The sequence below is a fragment of the uncultured Pseudokineococcus sp. genome (assembly GCF_947495735.1).
In the GTDB taxonomy this organism is placed as follows: Bacteria; Actinomycetota; Actinomycetes; order Actinomycetales; family Quadrisphaeraceae; genus Pseudokineococcus.
The window spans coordinates 1-16,873 of sequence record NZ_CANMAA010000006.1; the positions used below are offsets into that span (position 1 = coordinate 1).

Annotated in this window: 12 protein-coding genes and 1 tRNA gene; 11 read left to right on the top strand and 2 right to left on the bottom strand. The window is 73.8% G+C overall.

All coding sequences use genetic code 11. The features are described from left to right. Positions 1-114: 114 nt before the first annotated feature. Positions 115-873, bottom strand: coding sequence for a sirohydrochlorin chelatase (locus tag Q0848_RS09875; protein ID WP_299037059.1), 759 nt, complete (start codon positions 871-873; stop codon positions 115-117). A 332-nt stretch (positions 874-1,205) separates the two neighbouring features. On the opposite strand from Q0848_RS09875, the gene Q0848_RS09880 reads away from it, so the two are divergent. Continuing rightward, positions 1,206-1,736, top strand: coding sequence for a hypothetical protein (locus Q0848_RS09880; protein WP_299037061.1), 531 nt, complete (start codon positions 1,206-1,208; stop codon positions 1,734-1,736). Between the two features lie 257 nt (positions 1,737-1,993). Further along, a complete protein-coding gene (locus Q0848_RS09885) occupies positions 1,994-2,707 on the top strand; it encodes a hypothetical protein (protein WP_299037063.1) in 714 nt (237 codons plus the stop codon). 6 nt (positions 2,708-2,713) lie between these two features. Here Q0848_RS09885 and Q0848_RS09890 read toward each other — a convergent pair whose 3' ends face one another. Further along, complete coding sequence (locus Q0848_RS09890) at positions 2,714-3,904, bottom strand: pyridoxal phosphate-dependent aminotransferase (protein ID WP_366146527.1); 1,191 nt, start codon at positions 3,902-3,904, stop codon at positions 2,714-2,716. Between the two features lie 289 nt (positions 3,905-4,193). Between Q0848_RS09890 and Q0848_RS09895 the strand changes: the two genes are divergently transcribed. The 9 genes from Q0848_RS09895 to Q0848_RS09935 all read left to right on the top strand — a co-directional run bounded on the left by Q0848_RS09895 (position 4,194) and on the right by Q0848_RS09935 (position 16,525). Then, a tRNA-Trp gene (locus tag Q0848_RS09895) sits at positions 4,194-4,266 on the top strand. 126 nt (positions 4,267-4,392) lie between these two features. Further along, positions 4,393-4,701, top strand: coding sequence for a preprotein translocase subunit SecE (gene secE, locus Q0848_RS09900; protein ID WP_299037067.1), 309 nt, complete (start codon positions 4,393-4,395; stop codon positions 4,699-4,701). Between the two features lie 93 nt (positions 4,702-4,794). Next, the gene (nusG, locus tag Q0848_RS09905) at positions 4,795-5,643 is read left to right on the top strand and encodes a transcription termination/antitermination protein NusG (RefSeq protein ID WP_299037069.1); all 849 of its coding nucleotides are present in this window, start codon (positions 4,795-4,797) and stop codon (positions 5,641-5,643) included. A gap of 123 nt (positions 5,644-5,766) precedes the next feature. Then, positions 5,767-6,198, top strand: a complete 432-nt coding sequence (gene rplK, locus Q0848_RS09910; protein WP_299037071.1) for a 50S ribosomal protein L11 — start codon at positions 5,767-5,769, stop codon at positions 6,196-6,198. A 155-nt stretch (positions 6,199-6,353) separates the two neighbouring features. Continuing rightward, positions 6,354-7,067 carry a 50S ribosomal protein L1 gene (rplA, locus tag Q0848_RS09915; protein ID WP_299037073.1) on the top strand — a complete coding sequence of 238 codons (714 nt, stop codon included), beginning with the start codon at positions 6,354-6,356 and terminating at the stop codon, positions 7,065-7,067. A 380-nt stretch (positions 7,068-7,447) separates the two neighbouring features. Continuing rightward, positions 7,448-8,050, top strand: a complete 603-nt coding sequence (gene rplJ / locus Q0848_RS09920) for a 50S ribosomal protein L10 (RefSeq protein WP_299037075.1) — start codon at positions 7,448-7,450, stop codon at positions 8,048-8,050. Between the two features lie 138 nt (positions 8,051-8,188). Further along, positions 8,189-8,575, top strand: coding sequence for a 50S ribosomal protein L7/L12 (gene rplL / locus Q0848_RS09925; protein ID WP_299037077.1), 387 nt, complete (start codon positions 8,189-8,191; stop codon positions 8,573-8,575). 411 nt (positions 8,576-8,986) lie between these two features. Next, the gene (gene rpoB, locus Q0848_RS09930; protein ID WP_299037079.1) at positions 8,987-12,472 is read left to right on the top strand and encodes a DNA-directed RNA polymerase subunit beta; all 3,486 of its coding nucleotides are present in this window, start codon (positions 8,987-8,989) and stop codon (positions 12,470-12,472) included. Between the two features lie 147 nt (positions 12,473-12,619). Continuing rightward, complete coding sequence (locus tag Q0848_RS09935) at positions 12,620-16,525, top strand: DNA-directed RNA polymerase subunit beta' (RefSeq protein ID WP_299037081.1); 3,906 nt, start codon at positions 12,620-12,622, stop codon at positions 16,523-16,525. Positions 16,526-16,873: the final 348 nt, after the last annotated feature.

A 16,873-nucleotide genomic window follows, 5' to 3' on the forward strand; every position in this document is an offset into this window, starting at 1 on the left:
GTCCATCACGGCAGTGAACCTGACCATCGCCGTCCCCTGGTGGCTTCGGCTGTTGCGACCACCGCGAGGATCCGGGCAGGGCCGTCCGGACGGCCAGGGGGCGGAGGGCAGCGCTCAGACGGGCAGGGCCGCGGCGGCGTCGAAGCGCGACCAGACGGCCGCCAGCACCCGGGGCTCCAGCGCGCCGTCGGGCGCGGTGAGCAGGGGCTCGGAGACGGCGTCGGCGCCGACCCCGGCGAGCCGGTCGTGGAAGAAGCCGGGCCCGAGCAGGTAGGAGGCCACCAGGACGCGCCGGGCGCCCCGCTCGCGCAGGGCCGCGACGGCGTCCGGGACGCGGGGCTGCGCCGCCGCCCCGTAGCCCACGACGACCTCGCCGTCGTGGCGGGTCCGCAGCGCTGCGGCCACGCGCTCGACGTCGGGGGCGGCGCGCGGGTCGCTCGACCCGGCGGCCGCGAGCACGACGGCGTCCCCGGGGAGCGCGCCGGCCTCGGCGAGCCGGTCGGCGAGCACCTCGTCGAGCAGCGGGTGGGGGCCCAGGGGCCCGGCCGAGACCGCCCGAGACCACGGGGCCACGGCGCGCGCCACGTCGGAGCCCACGTGGTGCCCGGCGGACAGCAGCACCGGCACGACCACCACGCCGCGCTCGGGCGCGTGCTGGGCGACGACGTCGGCCACGGTCGGCGGCTGCACGTCGACGAAGGCGGCGCGCACGGCCGTGCCCGGACGGGCGCGCGACAGCGCGTCCACCAGCGCCCCGACGGTGCGCCGCCCCCGCGGCCCCCGCGTGCCGTGGGCGCACAGCACGAGCAGCGGTGCCGAGCCGCCGGGCGACGGCGTGCTCGGGGGCGGCGGCGTCGCGCTCTGCTCGTCCACGCACCGATCGTGGCACCTCGCGCGCGACGGCGTCGCCCCGCCCCGGCGCCCCGGCGCAGCCCGCTCGCCGGGCACCGAGCCCCGCCGGACCTCCCCGCGCGCGTGCTGCGCGCGCCGGCACCGCCCCGGCGTGCCGGAGACCGCCGCACCGAGGGACAGCACCGCCCGGAGACCCCGACGTCCCCGTCGTCGTCCTGCTCCGGGACCGCCCCGCCGGGAGCGCCCCGCCCGGGACCACCCTCCCTGGGAGCGCCCTGGGCGCAGCCTGCGCCTTCGCCCCGCCGGGCGCGCCGATCACGACGGCGCCGCGCGCTGCTGCGAGGATCGCCGGCATGAGCACTCCTGACGACAGCACCCGGCGCCCCGTGGCCGGCGACCCCGACCTCTCCGCGCACGGCGCCGCGCCCGCCGACGGCCCCGCCACCACCACCGACCTCGACCGCGACGACGACGTCCTCCTCGTCGAGGAGGACCGCCGGCGCGAGCGCGGCGGCTCCGCCGGCCCCGGTCTGGCCCTGTCCGGCCTGCTCACCGGCCTGCTGGCCCTCTTCCTCGCCGGGACGGAGTCCGCTGTCCGCGAGTGCACGCCCGACCCGGTCGGCGTCACCGCCAGCGGGGTCGACGGGTACCTCACCGCCCTGCTGCTCGCCGTCGTCGCCGTCGTCCTGTCGGCCGTCGGCGTGGCGCTCTCGCGGGAGGCGCGCTGGGGCGCGTCCGTCGGCGTCGCCGGCGTCGTGGTCGGCGTCCTCGTGGTCGTGGTGTGGCTGCTGTCGGTGTGGCTGCTGGCCGCCGACCCCGTCGACCTCGCCACGGTGACCTCGCAGGAGGCGACCTTCCCGCTGCAGGGCGTCGGCTGCGCCTGACCCGCCCGACCCTCGGCGACGAGGCCCCCGCGACGCACGTCGTCGCGGGGGCCTCGTGCGTCGGGGCTCCTGCGCGTCGGGGGTGCTGCGCGTCGGGGGGCTCGCCCGCCGGGGCAGGCGGGAGCCCGCCGCGGACCGAGGAGCCGCAGCGGCCCGCCCGGCCCGCCCGGCCCGCCCGGCCCGCCCGGGCCCGCCCGGCCCGCCCGGCCCGCCCGGCGCGGCGGGGCGAGGGCGCTCGGGGTGGGAGCATGCGGCGCGTGGGACTGGGTGGAGCGCCGGGCGAGTGGGCCGACTACGAGTGGGTGCGGCTCGCCGACCTGCCGCAGGCCCGGGACGGGCGGGCGGCCGGTGCCGCGGCGGGAGTCGCACCCGACGGGCCCCGGCGCCGGGGGCGGGTGCGGCGGTCCGCGACGAGCGCCCCGGCACCCGCGCCCGACCCGCTGGGCGCGGCCGTCTGCGCGTGGCTCGACCGAGACCCGCTGTGGGGCGAGGGACCGGGCACCCGGGTGCTGCTGGCCGACCTCGACAACCTGCGAGCCGGGCCCGTGCGCTGGCGCGCGCGCATGGCCGTGGTGGTCGGGCTGGCGCGCCAGGCCGACGTCGTGGGCATCTCGGGCCAGCACGGCGCGGCCGAGCGCGCCGCCCCGCACCTCGGGGAGTGGGCGGAGGTCGTGCGCGCCGTCGACGACGGCAGCGACCTCGCCGACCACGAGCTGCTCGACGTCGCCGCGTCGGTGCCGGCGGAGGCGGAGCCCCTGCGCGTGGTCGTGATGAGCAACGACAACATCTTCGCCGACCTCGCCGACCGGGGCCGCCTCGTCGTCGCCTCCCCGGGGGCGGACGCCCTCAGCGAGCGGCTCGACGGCGCCGCTGCCGACGTCGTCGACCTCGCCGCCCTCGAGGGCGCGATGGCCGCGGAGCTGGCCGCCGCCCTCGAGGCCGACGACGCCGAGGAGACCGGGGCGGGCTGAGCCCGCTCAGCGCACCTCGGCCAGCAGGCGCTGCAGCCGGCCCACGCCCTCGACGAGGTCGTCGTCGCCGAGGGCGTACGACAGGCGCAGGTAGCCGCTGGGCCCGAAGGCCTCGCCCGGGACCACCGCCACCTCCGCCTCGGCCAGCACGACCTCGGCGAGCTCGGCGGACGTCGTGGGGGTGCGCCCCCGCAGCTCGCGCCCGAGCAGGCCCTGCACGCTGGGGTAGGCGTAGAAGGCCCCCTGCGGCATCGGGCAGACCACGCCGTCGATCTCGCGGAGCATCGAGACCATCGTGCGGCGCCGGCGGTCGAACGCCTCGCGCATCGACGCGACGGCCGACAGGTCGCTGGTCAGCGCCTCCACCGCGGCGCGCTGGGAGACGTTGGCCACGTTCGACGTCAGGTGGGACTGCAGGTTGGTCGCGGCCCGCACCACGTCGAGGGGGCCGGCCAGCCACCCCACCCGCCAGCCCGTCATCGCGTAGGTCTTCGCGACGCCGTTCAGCACGACGCACGTGTCGGCGAGCTCGGGCACGAGGACCGGCATCGACGGCGCCGTGGCGCCGTCGTAGACGAGGTGCTCGTAGATCTCGTCCGTCACGACCCAGACGCCGTGCTCCAGCGCCCAGCGGCCGATCGCCTCCACCTGCTCGGGCGGGTAGACGGCGCCGGTGGGGTTGGAGGGCGAGCAGAAGAGCAGGACCTTGGTACGCGGGGTGCGCGCCGCCTCGAGCTGCTCGACGGTGACCAGGTAGCCGGCGTCCTCGCCCGCGAAGACCTCCACCGGCACGCCGCCGGCCAGGCGGACCGCCTCCGGGTAGGTCGTCCAGTACGGCGCGGGCAGGAGCACCTCGTCACCCGGGTCCAGCAGCGTGGCGAAAGCCGTGTACACCGCCTGCTTGCCGCCGTTGGTGACGAGCACCTGCGCGGGGTCCAGCTCGAGCCCGGAGTCACGCGCCGTCTTGGCGACGACCGCCGCCCGCAGGTCGGGGAGCCCCGCGGCCGGGGTGTAGCGGTGGTTGGCGGGCTCCCGCGCGGCGGCGGCGGCCGCCTCGACGACGGGTGCCGGCGTCGGGAAGTCCGGCTCGCCCGCCCCGAAGCCGATCACCGGGCGGCCCTGCGCCTTGAGGGCCTTGGCCCGGGCGTCCACGGCGAGGGTCGCCGACTCGGCGATGCCGCCGACCCGGGCGGACACGCGGGCCGCGGGGCCCCGGGGGGTGTCGCGGGGGGTGTCGCGCGGGGTGCCGCTCTGGGCTGCGGGGGAGGCGTCGGGGGCGGCGGTCTCGTCGGTCACGCGCGCGATCCTCCCACCGCGGACCCGGCCGGGGCCGGGTCCGCCCGCTCCGCGGACCGGCGCGCGCAGCCGCGCCCGAGGGGCGGGGTTCGACGGCGGCAGGCGCAGCCGCGTACAGTGACCGACGGCAGCACAGGTGCGCCGTCCGCCATCCCCGCCGGGGTGGTCGTCGGCGCGCCGCAGCGGCCGAAGGGCAGTGGCGCAATTGGTAGCGCACCGGTCTCCAAAACCGGCGGTTGTGGGTTCGAGTCCCTCCTGCCCTGCGGACGCCGTCCCCCCGGGGGGCGGCGAGGCAGCCGAGCGGTCCGGCGCGGTGGGGCGCCCAGCGGGGCGCCGTCGCGCGGGCCGCTGCGGCGCACCCGATCCCGAGACCCGAGGCAGGAGCCCCTGTGACGCACGCCGATGCGGCCGACGCCCCACGTCCTGGTGGAGGCGCTCCCGGTGACAGCGGCTCCGGCGGCGGCTCCTCGCCCGTCCGCGGTGGCGGCGCCGACCGGGCCCCCGGCGTGGGCGCCCGCCTGGTGCGCTTCCTGCGCGAGGTGTGGGCCGAGCTCAGCAAGGTCGTCCGCCCGACGCGACGCGAGCTCCTCACCTACACCGCGGTGGTGCTCGTCTTCGTGGCCGTCGTGATGCTCTACGTGTCCGCCCTGGACTTCGTCTTCGGGCGCGCCGTCCTCTGGGTCTTCGGCGGCGGCTGAGCCGCACCGGACCCCGTCCGACCCGAGACCCCCGCGGGCGCGCAGCGCCGACGCGCGCCCCCCCGCCCAGCACGCCGGAAGGCAGGCCCACCCGTGACCGAGCAGCAGACCGAGCAGCAGCCCGACCCCGCGCTCGACGCAGCCCTCGACCGGGAGGTCGAGACCGACGTCGCCCCGGACGTCACGCAGGACGCGGGCACCGGCGCCGGGCAGGGCGAGGACGCCGTCGCGCAGGACGAGGACGCCGTCGCGCAGGACAGGGAGCGGGTGGACGTCGGCGACGGCGCCGTCGGCCCGGTGGACGTGGACGCCTCCGACGAGGAGGGCGACCCGGTCGAGGAGTTCAAGGCGGCGCTGCGCCGTGAGCCGGGCGACTGGTACGTCATCCACTCCTACGCGGGCTACGAGAACCGCGTGAAGGCGAACCTCGAGAACCGCATCACCAGCCTCAACATGGAGGACTACATCTACGGGATCGAGGTCCCCATGGAGGAGGTGACGGAGATCAAGAACGGCCAGCGCAAGCTGGTCCGCCGCGTCCGGATCCCCGGCTACGTCCTCGTCCGCATGGACCTCACCGACGAGTCGTGGGGCGCCGTCCGGCACACGCCGGGCGTCACGGGCTTCGTCGGCCACACCCACCAGCCGGTGCCGCTGAGCCTCGACGAGGTGTTCTCCATGCTGGCGCCGACGATCGCGCCGAAGGAGCAGCGCGCAGGCGCCTCCGGCGGCGGCGAGGGCGGCGGCGCGCAGCCGGCGCGCACCACCGAGGTCGACTTCGAGGTCGGCGAGTCGGTCACCGTCATGGAGCCGCCCTTCGAGACGCTCCCGGCGACGATCACCGAGATCAACGCGGACGCCCAGAAGCTCAAGGTCCTCGTGTCCATCTTCGGCCGCGAGACGCCCGTCGAGCTGGCGTTCAACCAGGTCGCCAAGCTCTGACGACCCCCGGCAGGCCGGCGCCCCGCGGCGCCCGCCGCCGGCACCAGACCCCCGGCGGCGAGTCAGCGCCGCCGGCGCCCGCGGCCCCCGAGGTCCCGGGCACCTGCGAGAGAAGGACGTGCCATGCCCCCCAAGAAGAGGGTCTCCGGACTCATCAAGCTCCAGATCAAGGCCGGCGCCGCGACGCCGGCCCCGCCGATCGGCCCCGCGCTGGGCCAGCACGGCGTGAACATCATGGAGTTCTGCAAGGCCTACAACGCCGCGACGGAGTCCCAGCGCGGCAACGTGGTCCCGGTCGAGATCACGGTGTACGAGGACCGCTCGTTCACCTTCATCACCAAGACGCCGCCGGCCGCCGAGCTCATCAAGAAGGCCGCGGGCGTCGACAAGGGCTCCCCGACCCCCCACACCGCGAAGGTCGCCAACCTGACGGCCGAGCAGGTCCGGGCCATCGCCGAGCAGAAGCTCGAGGACCTCAACGCCAACGACGTCGAGGCGGCGAGCAAGATCATCGCCGGCACCGCGCGCTCGATGGGCATCACGGTCCAGGGCTGACCCGCTCCTCCCGGCGCCCCTCGGGGCACCGACCGCACCACCAGTGGCAGGGCCCGCGCTGGCTCGCCGACCACGACTCCCACCCGAAGGGCTCCCGGACTCCTCCGGTCGCCCGCCCCACCGCGGCCCCGCGCCGCGAGATGCGAGGAGCTGACATGCGCAGCAAGAAGTACCGCGCCGCCGTCGAGAAGATCGACGAGACCCGCCTGTACGCGCCGCTCGACGCCGTGCGCCTGGCGCGCGAGACGTCCACGACGTCCTACGCCGGCACCGTCGAGGTCGCCATGCGGCTCGGCGTCGACCCCCGCAAGGCCGACCAGATCGTGCGCGGCACGGTCAACCTGCCCCACGGCACGGGCAAGACGGCCCGCGTCCTCGTCTTCGCGACCGGCGACCGCGCCGCGCAGGCCGAGGCGGCCGGCGCGGACGTCGTCGGCGGCGACGAGCTGATCGAGCGCGTCCAGGGCGGCTTCCTGGACTTCGACGCGGCCGTGGCCACGCCGGACCTCATGGGCAAGGTCGGCCGGCTGGGCCGCGTGCTGGGCCCCCGCGGGCTCATGCCCAACCCGCGCACCGGCACGGTGACGATGGACGTGGCCAAGGCGGTCTCGGACATCAAGGGCGGCCGCATCGAGTTCCGCGTCGACAAGCACTCCAACCTGCACTTCGTCGTGGGGAAGACCTCCTTCACCGACGAGCAGCTGGTGCAGAACTACGGCGCGGCGCTGGAGGAGGTGCTGCGGCTCAAGCCGTCGGCGTCCAAGGGCCGCTACATCGCCAAGGCCGTCATGACCACGACGATGGGCCCGGGCATCCCGCTCGACGCCTCCCGCACGCGCGACCTCCTGGAGGAGACCCCCGCGGTCTGACGCACCTGCCCACGAGCCCCCGTCCCGGTCCCCGGGGCGGGGGCTCGTCGCGTCCCGGCCCGCGCGCGCCCGGTTCTCGTGCGCACGGGGCCGCCGGGCGGTGGAGGGGATTTGGCGCTCCTCCGCGCGTCGCCTAGGCTGCCCACGACCGAAGACCGCCGGTCGCCGTCCGCTCGCGGACGGCGCCAAGGTCCCGCGACCGACGCGGGTGCCGGCGCAGGTGCCAGCTCCTCCCGCCGTCACCCCCTGGGGTGCGGCGCCCCGAGCCCCGTGCGCCGTGCGCCGGGGCTCTCGTCGTCCCCGGGCCCGAGCCGTCGGGAGCCCGCTCGTCGGGGTCTCGACGGCGGTGGTGACCACCCACCCACCCCGGAAGGAGGGCCATGGCGAAGCCCGAGAAGGAAGCGGCGGTCGCCGAGCTCGCGGAGCGCTTCCGCGGCTCGAACGCCGCCGTGCTGACCGAGTACCGCGGGCTCAGCGTCGCGCAGCTCAAGCGGCTGCGCCGCGTGCTGGGCGACGACGTGACGTACGCGGTCTCCAAGAACACCCTCACGAAGATCGCGGCGTCCCAGGCGGGCGTCGACGCGTTCGACGCCGACCTCAAGGGCCCCACGGCCATCGCGTTCATCAGCGGTGACCCCGTGGAGGCCGCGAAGGGCCTGCGCGACTTCGCGAAGGAGAACCCGCAGCTCGTCATCAAGGCGGGTCTGCTCGACGGGCGCGCGATGAGCGCGGCCGAGATCGGCCAGCTCGCGGACCTCGAGTCCCGCGAGGTGCTGCTCGCCAAGACCGCCGGCGCTCTCAAGGCCACGCTGTCGCGGGGCGCCTACGTCCTCGCGGCGCCGCTGTCCAAGGCCGTCCGGACGGTCGAGGCCCTGCGCGTCGAGCGCGAGGCCCAGGGCGGCCCCGCCGCCGCGGACGAGGCTCCGGCCGACGCCGCACCCGCGGACGAGGCCTCGGCCGAGCCCGCTCCCGCGGACGCCTGAGCCGCACCCGGAGCGTGCGGCCCCGCCGCCCGCTCCGCCGCCCCCCGGGGCGAGCACCGCACCAGCACGCCCACCGAACCCGCCCCACCAGGCCCGCCGAGAGCGCGGGCCGGGCACCGACCTGAGAGGAACGCCCCCATGGCGAAGCTCAGCACCGACGAGCTGCTCGACGCGTTCAAGGAGCTCACGCTCATCGAGCTCTCCGACTTCGTGAAGAAGTTCGAGGAGACCTTCGACGTCACCGCCGCGGCCCCCGTGGCCGTGGCCGGCGGCGGCGCCGCCGGTGGCGCGCCCGCCGAGGCCGAGGAGGAGAAGACGGAGTTCGACGTCGTCCTCGAGGCGGCCGGCGACAAGAAGATCCAGGTCATCAAGGAGGTCCGCGCTCTCACGAGCCTGGGCCTCAAGGAGGCCAAGGACCTCGTCGACGGCGCTCCCAAGAACGTCCTCGAGGGCGTGGCCAAGGACGCTGCCGACGCCGCGAAGACCCAGCTCGAGGGCGCCGGCGCCACCGTCACCGTCAAGTGACCTGACCCGCCGACGCGCCGCTGAGGCGGGGCGCCGACGGGAGCACGACCGCCGAGGGGCGGGAGCAGCGGCAGCGCCGCGGCTCCCGCCCCTCGGCGCGTCCGGCCGCGGCGAGCGGGGGACCGGTCCCCGGCGACGGCGCGGCGGGCTTGACCGCGGCGCCGCCCTCGGCGAGAGTGCGGACGCATCCAGCCCCGCGGAGCCGTCTCGTGCGCCCGCCGCGGCCCGCGACGACGACGTCGACGGCGCCGGTTGGACACGCGAGCCTGCCTGCGGCTACTCTCGCGATTTCGCCCTGTCCTGTGCCGACCCCTCAGATGCCCGCGTCCCCTGGTGACGTGCCGGTGGGGCGCGGTCGGAAGCGCCCAGGACGGCGACCGATCCGCCCGCAGGCACGTGGAAGGACCCCTCTTGGCCGTCTCGCGCACAGCGTCTGACTCCACCACCCCCAGCTCCGCCGCACGCCGCATCTCCTTCGCCAAGATCGACGAGCCCCTCGACGTCCCCGACCTGCTCGCCCTCCAGACCGAGAACTTCGACTGGCTGCTGGGCAACGACCGCTGGCAGGCCCGCGTGGCCACCGCGCTCGAGCAGGGCCGGCAGGACGTGCCCACCAGCTCCGGCCTCGAGGAGATCTTCGAGGAGATCTCCCCCATCGAGGACTTCTCGGGCTCCATGTCGCTGTCCTTCCGCGACCACCGCTTCGAGCCTCCGAAGTACTCCCTCGAGGAGTGCAAGGAGCGCGACATGACCTACGCCGCGCCCCTGTTCGTGACGGCCGAGTTCATGAACGCCACCACGGGCGAGATCAAGAGCCAGACGGTCTTCATGGGCGACTTCCCGCTCATGACCGACCGCGGCACGTTCGTCATCAACGGCACCGAGCGCGTCGTCGTGTCCCAGCTGGTCCGCTCGCCGGGCGTGTACTTCGAGCGTTCCGTCGACAAGCTGTCCGACAAGGACGTCTACACCGCCAAGGTCATCCCCTCGCGCGGCGCCTGGCTCGAGTTCGAGGTGGACAAGCGCGACACCGTCGGCGTCCGCGTCGACCGCAAGCGCAAGCAGTCCGTCACGGTGCTGCTCAAGGCCCTGGGCTGGAGCGAGGCGCGGATCCTCGAGGAGTTCGGCGACTTCGAGTCGATCCGCACGACGCTGGAGAAGGACGGCGCGCAGACCACCGACGACGCGCTGCTCGACATCTACCGCAAGCTGCGCCCGGGCGAGCCGCCCACGCGCGAGGCCGCGCAGACGCTGCTCGAGAACCTGTACTTCAACCCGAAGCGCTACGACTTGGCCAAGGTCGGTCGCTACAAGCTCAACAAGAAGCTCGGGATGTCGGAGCCGCTGTCCGACGGCGTGCTGTCCGTCGACGACATCGCGGCCACCGTGCGCCTGCTGGTCACGCTGCACGCCGGCGGCGCGACCATGCCGGGCGTGGGCGAGGACGGCTCGGCGACCGAGGTACGCGTCGAGGTCGACGACATCGACCACTTCGGCAACCGCCGCCTGCGCAGCGTCGGCGAGCTCATCCAGAACCAGGTCCGCACGGGCCTGTCCCGGATGGAGCGCGTCGTGCGCGAGCGCATGACGACCCAGGACGTCGAGGCCATCACGCCGCAGACGCTCATCAACATCCGCCCCGTCGTGGCCTCCATCAAGGAGTTCTTCGGGACGAGCCAGCTGAGCCAGTTCATGGACCAGACCAACCCGCTGGCGGGGCTGACGCACAAGCGCCGTCTCTCCGCGCTGGGCCCCGGCGGTCTGTCCCGCGACCGCGCCGGCATGGACGTGCGCGACGTCCACCCGTCGCACTACGGCCGCATGTGCCCGATCGAGACGCCGGAGGGCCCGAACATCGGCCTGATCGGCTCGCTGTCGAGCTACGGCCGCATCAACGCCTTCGGGTTCGTCGAGACGCCGTACCGCAAGGTCGCCGACGGGGTCGTCTCGGACGACGTCCTCTACCTCACCGCGGACGACGAGGACGACGTCGTCATCGCCCAGGCGAACGCGCCGCTGACGGAGGACAAGCGCTTCGCCGAGGCCCGCGTCCTCGTGCGCAGCCGCGGCGGCGAGGCCGAGTTCGTGCCGGCCGACGAGGTCGACTTCATGGACGTCTCGCCGCGCCAGATGGTCTCCGTGGCCACCGCGATGATCCCGTTCCTGGAGCACGACGACGTCAACCGCGCGCTCATGGGCTCGAACATGCAGCGCCAGGCCGTGCCGCTCGTCAAGGCCGAGGCCCCCCTCGTGGGCACCGGCATGGAGCGCCACGCGGCCGTCGACGCCGGCGACGTCATCGTCGCGGTGAAGCCGGGCGCGGTCACCGACGTCTCCGCCGACGCGGTCGTCGTGAGCAACGACGACGGCTCCTCGAACACCTACCGGCTGGCCAAGTTCACGCGCTCGAACCAGGGCACGTCGTACAACCAGCGCGTGGTCGTGGACGAGGGCGTGCACGTGGAGGCGGGCGACGTCCTCGCGGACGGGCCGTCGACCGACAACGGCGAGCTCGCGCTCGGCAAGAACCTGCTCGTGGCCTTCATGTCCTGGGAGGGCCACAACTTCGAGGACGCGATCATCCTGTCGCAGCGGATCGTGCAGGACGACGTCCTGTCCTCGATCCACATCGAGGAGCACGAGGTCGACGCCCGCGACACCAAGCTGGGCGCCGAGGAGATCACGCGGGACATCCCGAACGTCTCCGAGGAGGTCCTCGCCGACCTCGACGAGCGCGGCATCATCCGCATCGGCGCCGAGGTCGTCCCGGGCGACGTCCTCGTCGGCAAGGTCACGCCCAAGGGCGAGACCGAGCTCACCCCCGAGGAGCGCCTGCTGCGCGCGATCTTCGGCGAGAAGGCGCGCGAGGTGCGCGACACCTCGCTGAAGGTGCCCCACGGCGAGACCGGCACCGTCATCGGGGTCAAGGTCTTCGACCGCGACGAGGGCGACGAGCTGCCCCCGGGCGTCAACCAGCTCGTGCGCGTCTACACGGCCCAGCGGCGCAAGATCACGGACGGCGACAAGCTGGCCGGCCGCCACGGCAACAAGGGCGTCATCTCCAAGATCCTGCCGGTCGAGGACATGCCGTTCCTCGAGGACGGCACGCCGGTCGACATCGTGCTCAACCCGCTCGGCGTGCCGGGCCGGATGAACGTCGGCCAGGTGCTCGAGCTGCACCTCGGCTGGATCGCCTCCCGCGGGTGGCAGGTCGAGGGGACGCCCGACTGGGCGAAGACCCTGCCCGAGGCCGCCTGGAGCGCCGAGGCGCGCACGAACGTCGCGTCGCCGGTCTTCGACGGCGCGTCGGAGGACGAGATCACGGGTCTGCTCGGCTCGACCATCCCGAACCGCGACGGGGTCCGCCTCGTCGACGGCACGGGCAAGGCGCGGCTGTTCGACGGCCGCTCCGGCGAGCCGTTCCCGGAGCCGGTGTCGGTGGGCTACCAGTACATCCTGAAGCTCCACCACCTCGTCGACGACAAGATCCACGCCCGCTCGACGGGCCCCTACTCGATGATCACGCAGCAGCCGCTGGGCGGTAAGGCCCAGTTCGGCGGTCAGCGGTTCGGCGAGATGGAGGTGTGGGCCCTCGAGGCCTACGGCGCGGCGTACGCGCTCCAGGAGCTGCTGACGATCAAGTCCGACGACGTGCTGGGCCGCGTGAAGGTCTACGAGGCCATCGTCAAGGGCGAGAACATCCCCGAGCCCGGCATCCCCGAGTCCTTCAAGGTGCTCATCAAGGAGATGCAGTCGCTCTGCCTGAACGTCGAGGTCCTCTCGGCGGACGGCACGATGATCGAGATGCGCGACTCGGACGACGACGTCTTCCGAGCGGCCGAGGAGCTCGGCATCGACCTGTCGCGGCGCGAGCCGAGCAGCGTCGAGGAGGTCTGAGCCGGCGTCCGGCGCGCGCTCCCGCAGCGCGCGCCGGACGCCCCCGCACGCCGCTCCCGGCGGTCGGTCCGCGCCCTGGCGGGCGCACCGGCCGGCGGGGGAGCGGCGCCCCGATCCACCACCCTTCACGCGAGAGAAGGACACCCCTTGCTCGACGGCAACCTCTTCGACGACCTGCGCATCGGCCTGGCTACCGCGGACAGCATCCGCGACTGGAGCTTCGGCGAGGTCAAGAAGCCAGAGACCATCAACTACCGGACGCTCAAGCCGGAGAAGGACGGTCTCTTCTGCGAGAAGATCTTCGGTCCCACCCGGGACTGGGAGTGCTACTGCGGCAAGTACAAGCGCGTGCGCTTCAAGGGCATCATCTGCGAGCGCTGCGGCGTCGAGGTGACGCGCGCCAAGGTGCGCCGCGAGCGGATGGGCCACATCGAGCTCGCCGCCCCCGTCACCCACATCTGGTACTTCAAGGGCGTCCCCAGCCGGCTCGGGTACCTGCTCGACCTGGCCCCCAAGGACCTCGAGAAGGTCATCTACTTCGCGGCCTACATGATCACGTGGGTGGACGAGGAGTCGCGGCACCGCGACCTGCCGTCCCTGCAGGCCGCCATGGAGCTCGAGAAGAAGCAGGTCTCCGACCGGCGTGACTCCGACGTCGAGGCCCGGGCCAAGCGCCTGGAGTCCGACATCGCCGAGCTCGAGGCCGAGGGCGCCAAGTCCGACGCCCGCCGCAAGGTGCGCGAGAGCGCCGAGCGCGAGATGAACCAGATCCGCCGCCGCGCGGACGCCGAGGTCGACCGCCTCACGCAGGTGTGGGACCGCTTCTCCAAGCTCAAGGTCTCCGACCTCGAGGGCGACGAGGTGCTCTACCGCGAGCTGCGCGACCGCTACGGCCTGTACTTCGAAGGCAGCATGGGCGCGAACGCGATCCAGAAGCGCCTCGAGAGCTTCGACCTCGAGGCCGAGGCCGAGCTGCTCCGCGAGATCATCCGCAGCGGCAAGGGCCAGAAGAAGACCCGCGCCCTCAAGCGGCTGAAGGTCGTCTCGAACTTCCTGACGACGAGCAACTCGCCGATGGGCATGGTGCTCGACTGCGTCCCGGTCATCCCGCCGGACCTGCGCCCGATGGTGCAGCTCGACGGCGGCCGGTTCGCGACGAGCGACCTCAACGACCTGTACCGCCGCGTGATCAACCGGAACAACCGGCTCAAGCGGCTGCTGGACCTCGGCGCGCCCGAGATCATCGTCAACAACGAGAAGCGGATGCTCCAGGAGGCCGTCGACTCGCTGTTCGACAACGGCCGCCGCGGGCGCCCGGTGACGGGCCCGGGCAACCGGCCGCTGAAGTCGCTGTCCGACCTGCTCAAGGGCAAGCAGGGCCGGTTCCGCCAGAACCTGCTCGGCAAGCGCGTCGACTACTCGGGCCGCTCGGTCATCGTCGTCGGCCCGCAGCTGAAGCTGCACCAGTGCGGCCTGCCCAAGCAGATGGCGCTCGAGCTCTTCAAGCCCTTCGTCATGAAGCGCCTCGTCGACCTCAACCACGCGCAGAACATCAAGTCGGCCAAGCGCATGGTCGAGCGCGCCGGCGGCAGCGGTGCCCGGTACGGCCACGTGTGGGACGTGCTCGAGGAGGTCATCACCGAGCACCCGGTGCTGCTGAACCGCGCGCCCACGCTGCACCGCCTGGGCATCCAGGCGTTCGAGCCGCAGCTGGTCGAGGGCAAGGCCATCCAGATCCACCCGCTCGTCTGCACGGCGTTCAACGCCGACTTCGACGGCGACCAGATGGCCGTGCACCTGCCGCTGTCCACCGAGGCGCAGGCCGAGGCCCGCATCCTCATGCTGAGCAGCAACAACATCCTCAAGCCGGCCGACGGCCGGCCGGTGACCATGCCCAGCCAGGACATGATCATCGGGCTCTACCACCTCACCGACCGGCGTGACGGCGGTGCGGGCGAGGGGCGCTCGTTCGGCTCGGTCGCCGAGGCGCTCATGGCGCACGACAACCGCGAGCTCGAGGTCGGGTCGCCGGTCAAGATCCGCCTCGACGGCGTGGTGCCCCCGGCGGGCGTGACGCCGCCGGATGGCTGGGAGGCGGGCTCGCCGCTCGTGCTCGAGACCACCCTCGGCCGGGCGCTGTTCAACGAGACGCTCCCGGTGGACTACGCCTACATCAACGAGGGCGTGGACAAGAAGCGCCTCTCGACGATCGTCAACGACCTTGCCGAGCGCTACGACAAGGGCCAGGTCGCGGCGACGCTGGACGCGCTGAAGGAGACGGGCTTCTACTGGGCGACGCGCTCGGGGACGACGATCTCCATCGCCGACGTCCTCACGCCGCCGCACAAGCAGGAGATCCTCGAGACCTACGAGGCCAAGGCGGAGAAGGTCCAGCAGCAGTACGAGCTGGGCCTGATCACCGACGACGAGCGCCGCCAGGAGCTCATCGAGATCTGGACCGAGGCGACCAACGTGGTCGCCAAGGACATGCAGGACAACCTCGACGCCAACGCCACGCGCAACTCGGTCTACCGGATGGTCGTCTCCGGGGCGCGAGGCAACTGGATGCAGGTCCGCCAGATCGCCGGCATGCGCGGCCTGGTGGCCAACCCGAAGGGCGAGATCATCCCCCGCCCGGTGAAGTCGAACTTCCGCGAGGGCTTCTCCGTGCTGGAGTACTTCATCTCCAGCCACGGCGCCCGCAAGGGGCTCGCCGACACCGCGCTGCGGACGGCGGACTCGGGGTACCTGACCCGGCGCCTCGTGGACGTCTCCCAGGACGTCATCGTGCGCGAGGAGGACTGCGGCACCCGCCGCGGGCTGCTCATGCCGATCGCCGACGAGTCCGCCGACGGCTCCGGCCTGCGGCGCGGCGAGCACGTGGAGACGAGCGTCTACTCGCGCACGCTGGCCTCCGACGTCACCGCGGAGGACGGCCAGGTGCTCGCGCCCGCGGGCAGCGACGTCGGCGACGTCCTCATCGACGCCCTCGTGGCGCAGGGCGTGCGGGAGATCAAGGTCCGCTCGGTCCTGACCTGCGAGTCGCGGGTGGGCACGTGCGCCCGCTGCTACGGCCGCTCGCTGGCCACCGGCAAGCTCGTGGACATCGGCGAGGCGGTGGGCATCATCGCCGCCCAGTCGATCGGCGAGCCGGGCACGCAGCTGACCATGCGCACCTTCCACACGGGCGGCGTCGCGGGTGACGACATCACCCACGGCCTCCCGCGCGTCCAGGAGCTCTTCGAGGCCCGCACGCCCAAGGGTGTGGCGCCGATCTCGGAGGTCCCCGGCCGCGTGAGCATCGACGAGACCGAGCGCGCGCGCCGGCTGGTCGTGACGCCGGACGACGGCGGCGAGGAGTTCGCGTACCCGCTCACGAAGCGCTCGCGCCTGCTCGTCTCCGACGGCCAGCACGTCGACGTGGGGGACCAGCTCCTGCACGGCGCCGTGGACCCCAAGCAGGTCCTGCGGATCCTCGGCCCGCGCAAGGTGCAGCAGCACCTCGTGGACGAGGTCCAGGAGGTCTACCGCAGCCAGGGCGTGGGCATCCACGACAAGCACATCGAGGTCATCGTCCGGCAGATGCTCCGCCGGGTGACGATCATCGACGCCGGTGACGCGGGCCTGCTCCCGGGCGAGCTCGCCGAGCGGGCGCGCTTCGAGGAGGAGAACCGCCGCGTGGTGGCGGAGGGCGGGAGCCCGGCCGCCGGGCGTCCCGAGCTGATGGGGATCACCAAGGCGTCGCTGGCCACGGACTCGTGGCTGTCGGCGGCGTCCTTCCAGGAGACGACCAAGGTGCTCACCGAGGCCGCGCTCGCGGGCCGGAGCGACCCGCTGCTCGGCCTCAAGGAGAACGTGATCCTGGGCAAGCTGATCCCGGCCGGCACGGGTCTGTCGCGCTACCGCGACGTGGTCGTCGAGCCGACGGAGGAGGCGAAGGCCGCCATGTACTCGATGCCCGGCTACGAGGAGGTCGACTACGACCACTTCGGCCTGGGCTCGGGCCAGGCGGTCCCGCTGGAGGAGTACGACATGGGCGGCGACTTCCGCTGACCCGCTGCGGCGGTCGGGCTCGCGCCCGACCGCTGCGGCGGTCGGGCTCGCGCCCGACCGCCGCGGCGTCCGGGCCGGGGCGCTCCTGCGGGGGAGCCCCGGTCCCGTCCCGTCCGGCGCCCCGTCTTTGACGGTGCGCGGGGCGGGCGCCTATCCTCGTGAGGACGTCCGGTGACCCGGGTGCTCACGCGCGCCCCGCGAGCGGTCTCACGGCTGCTCCCGGGCAGCGCGAGGCCGCAGCTCCACGAGCCGCAGCCGGCGAGGACAGATCAAGACACGCCCGGGCGCGGGGGTGGGCGGGAGCCCAGCACCCCGAGGCCGGACGCCGCGCTCGCGCGGCACACCGCA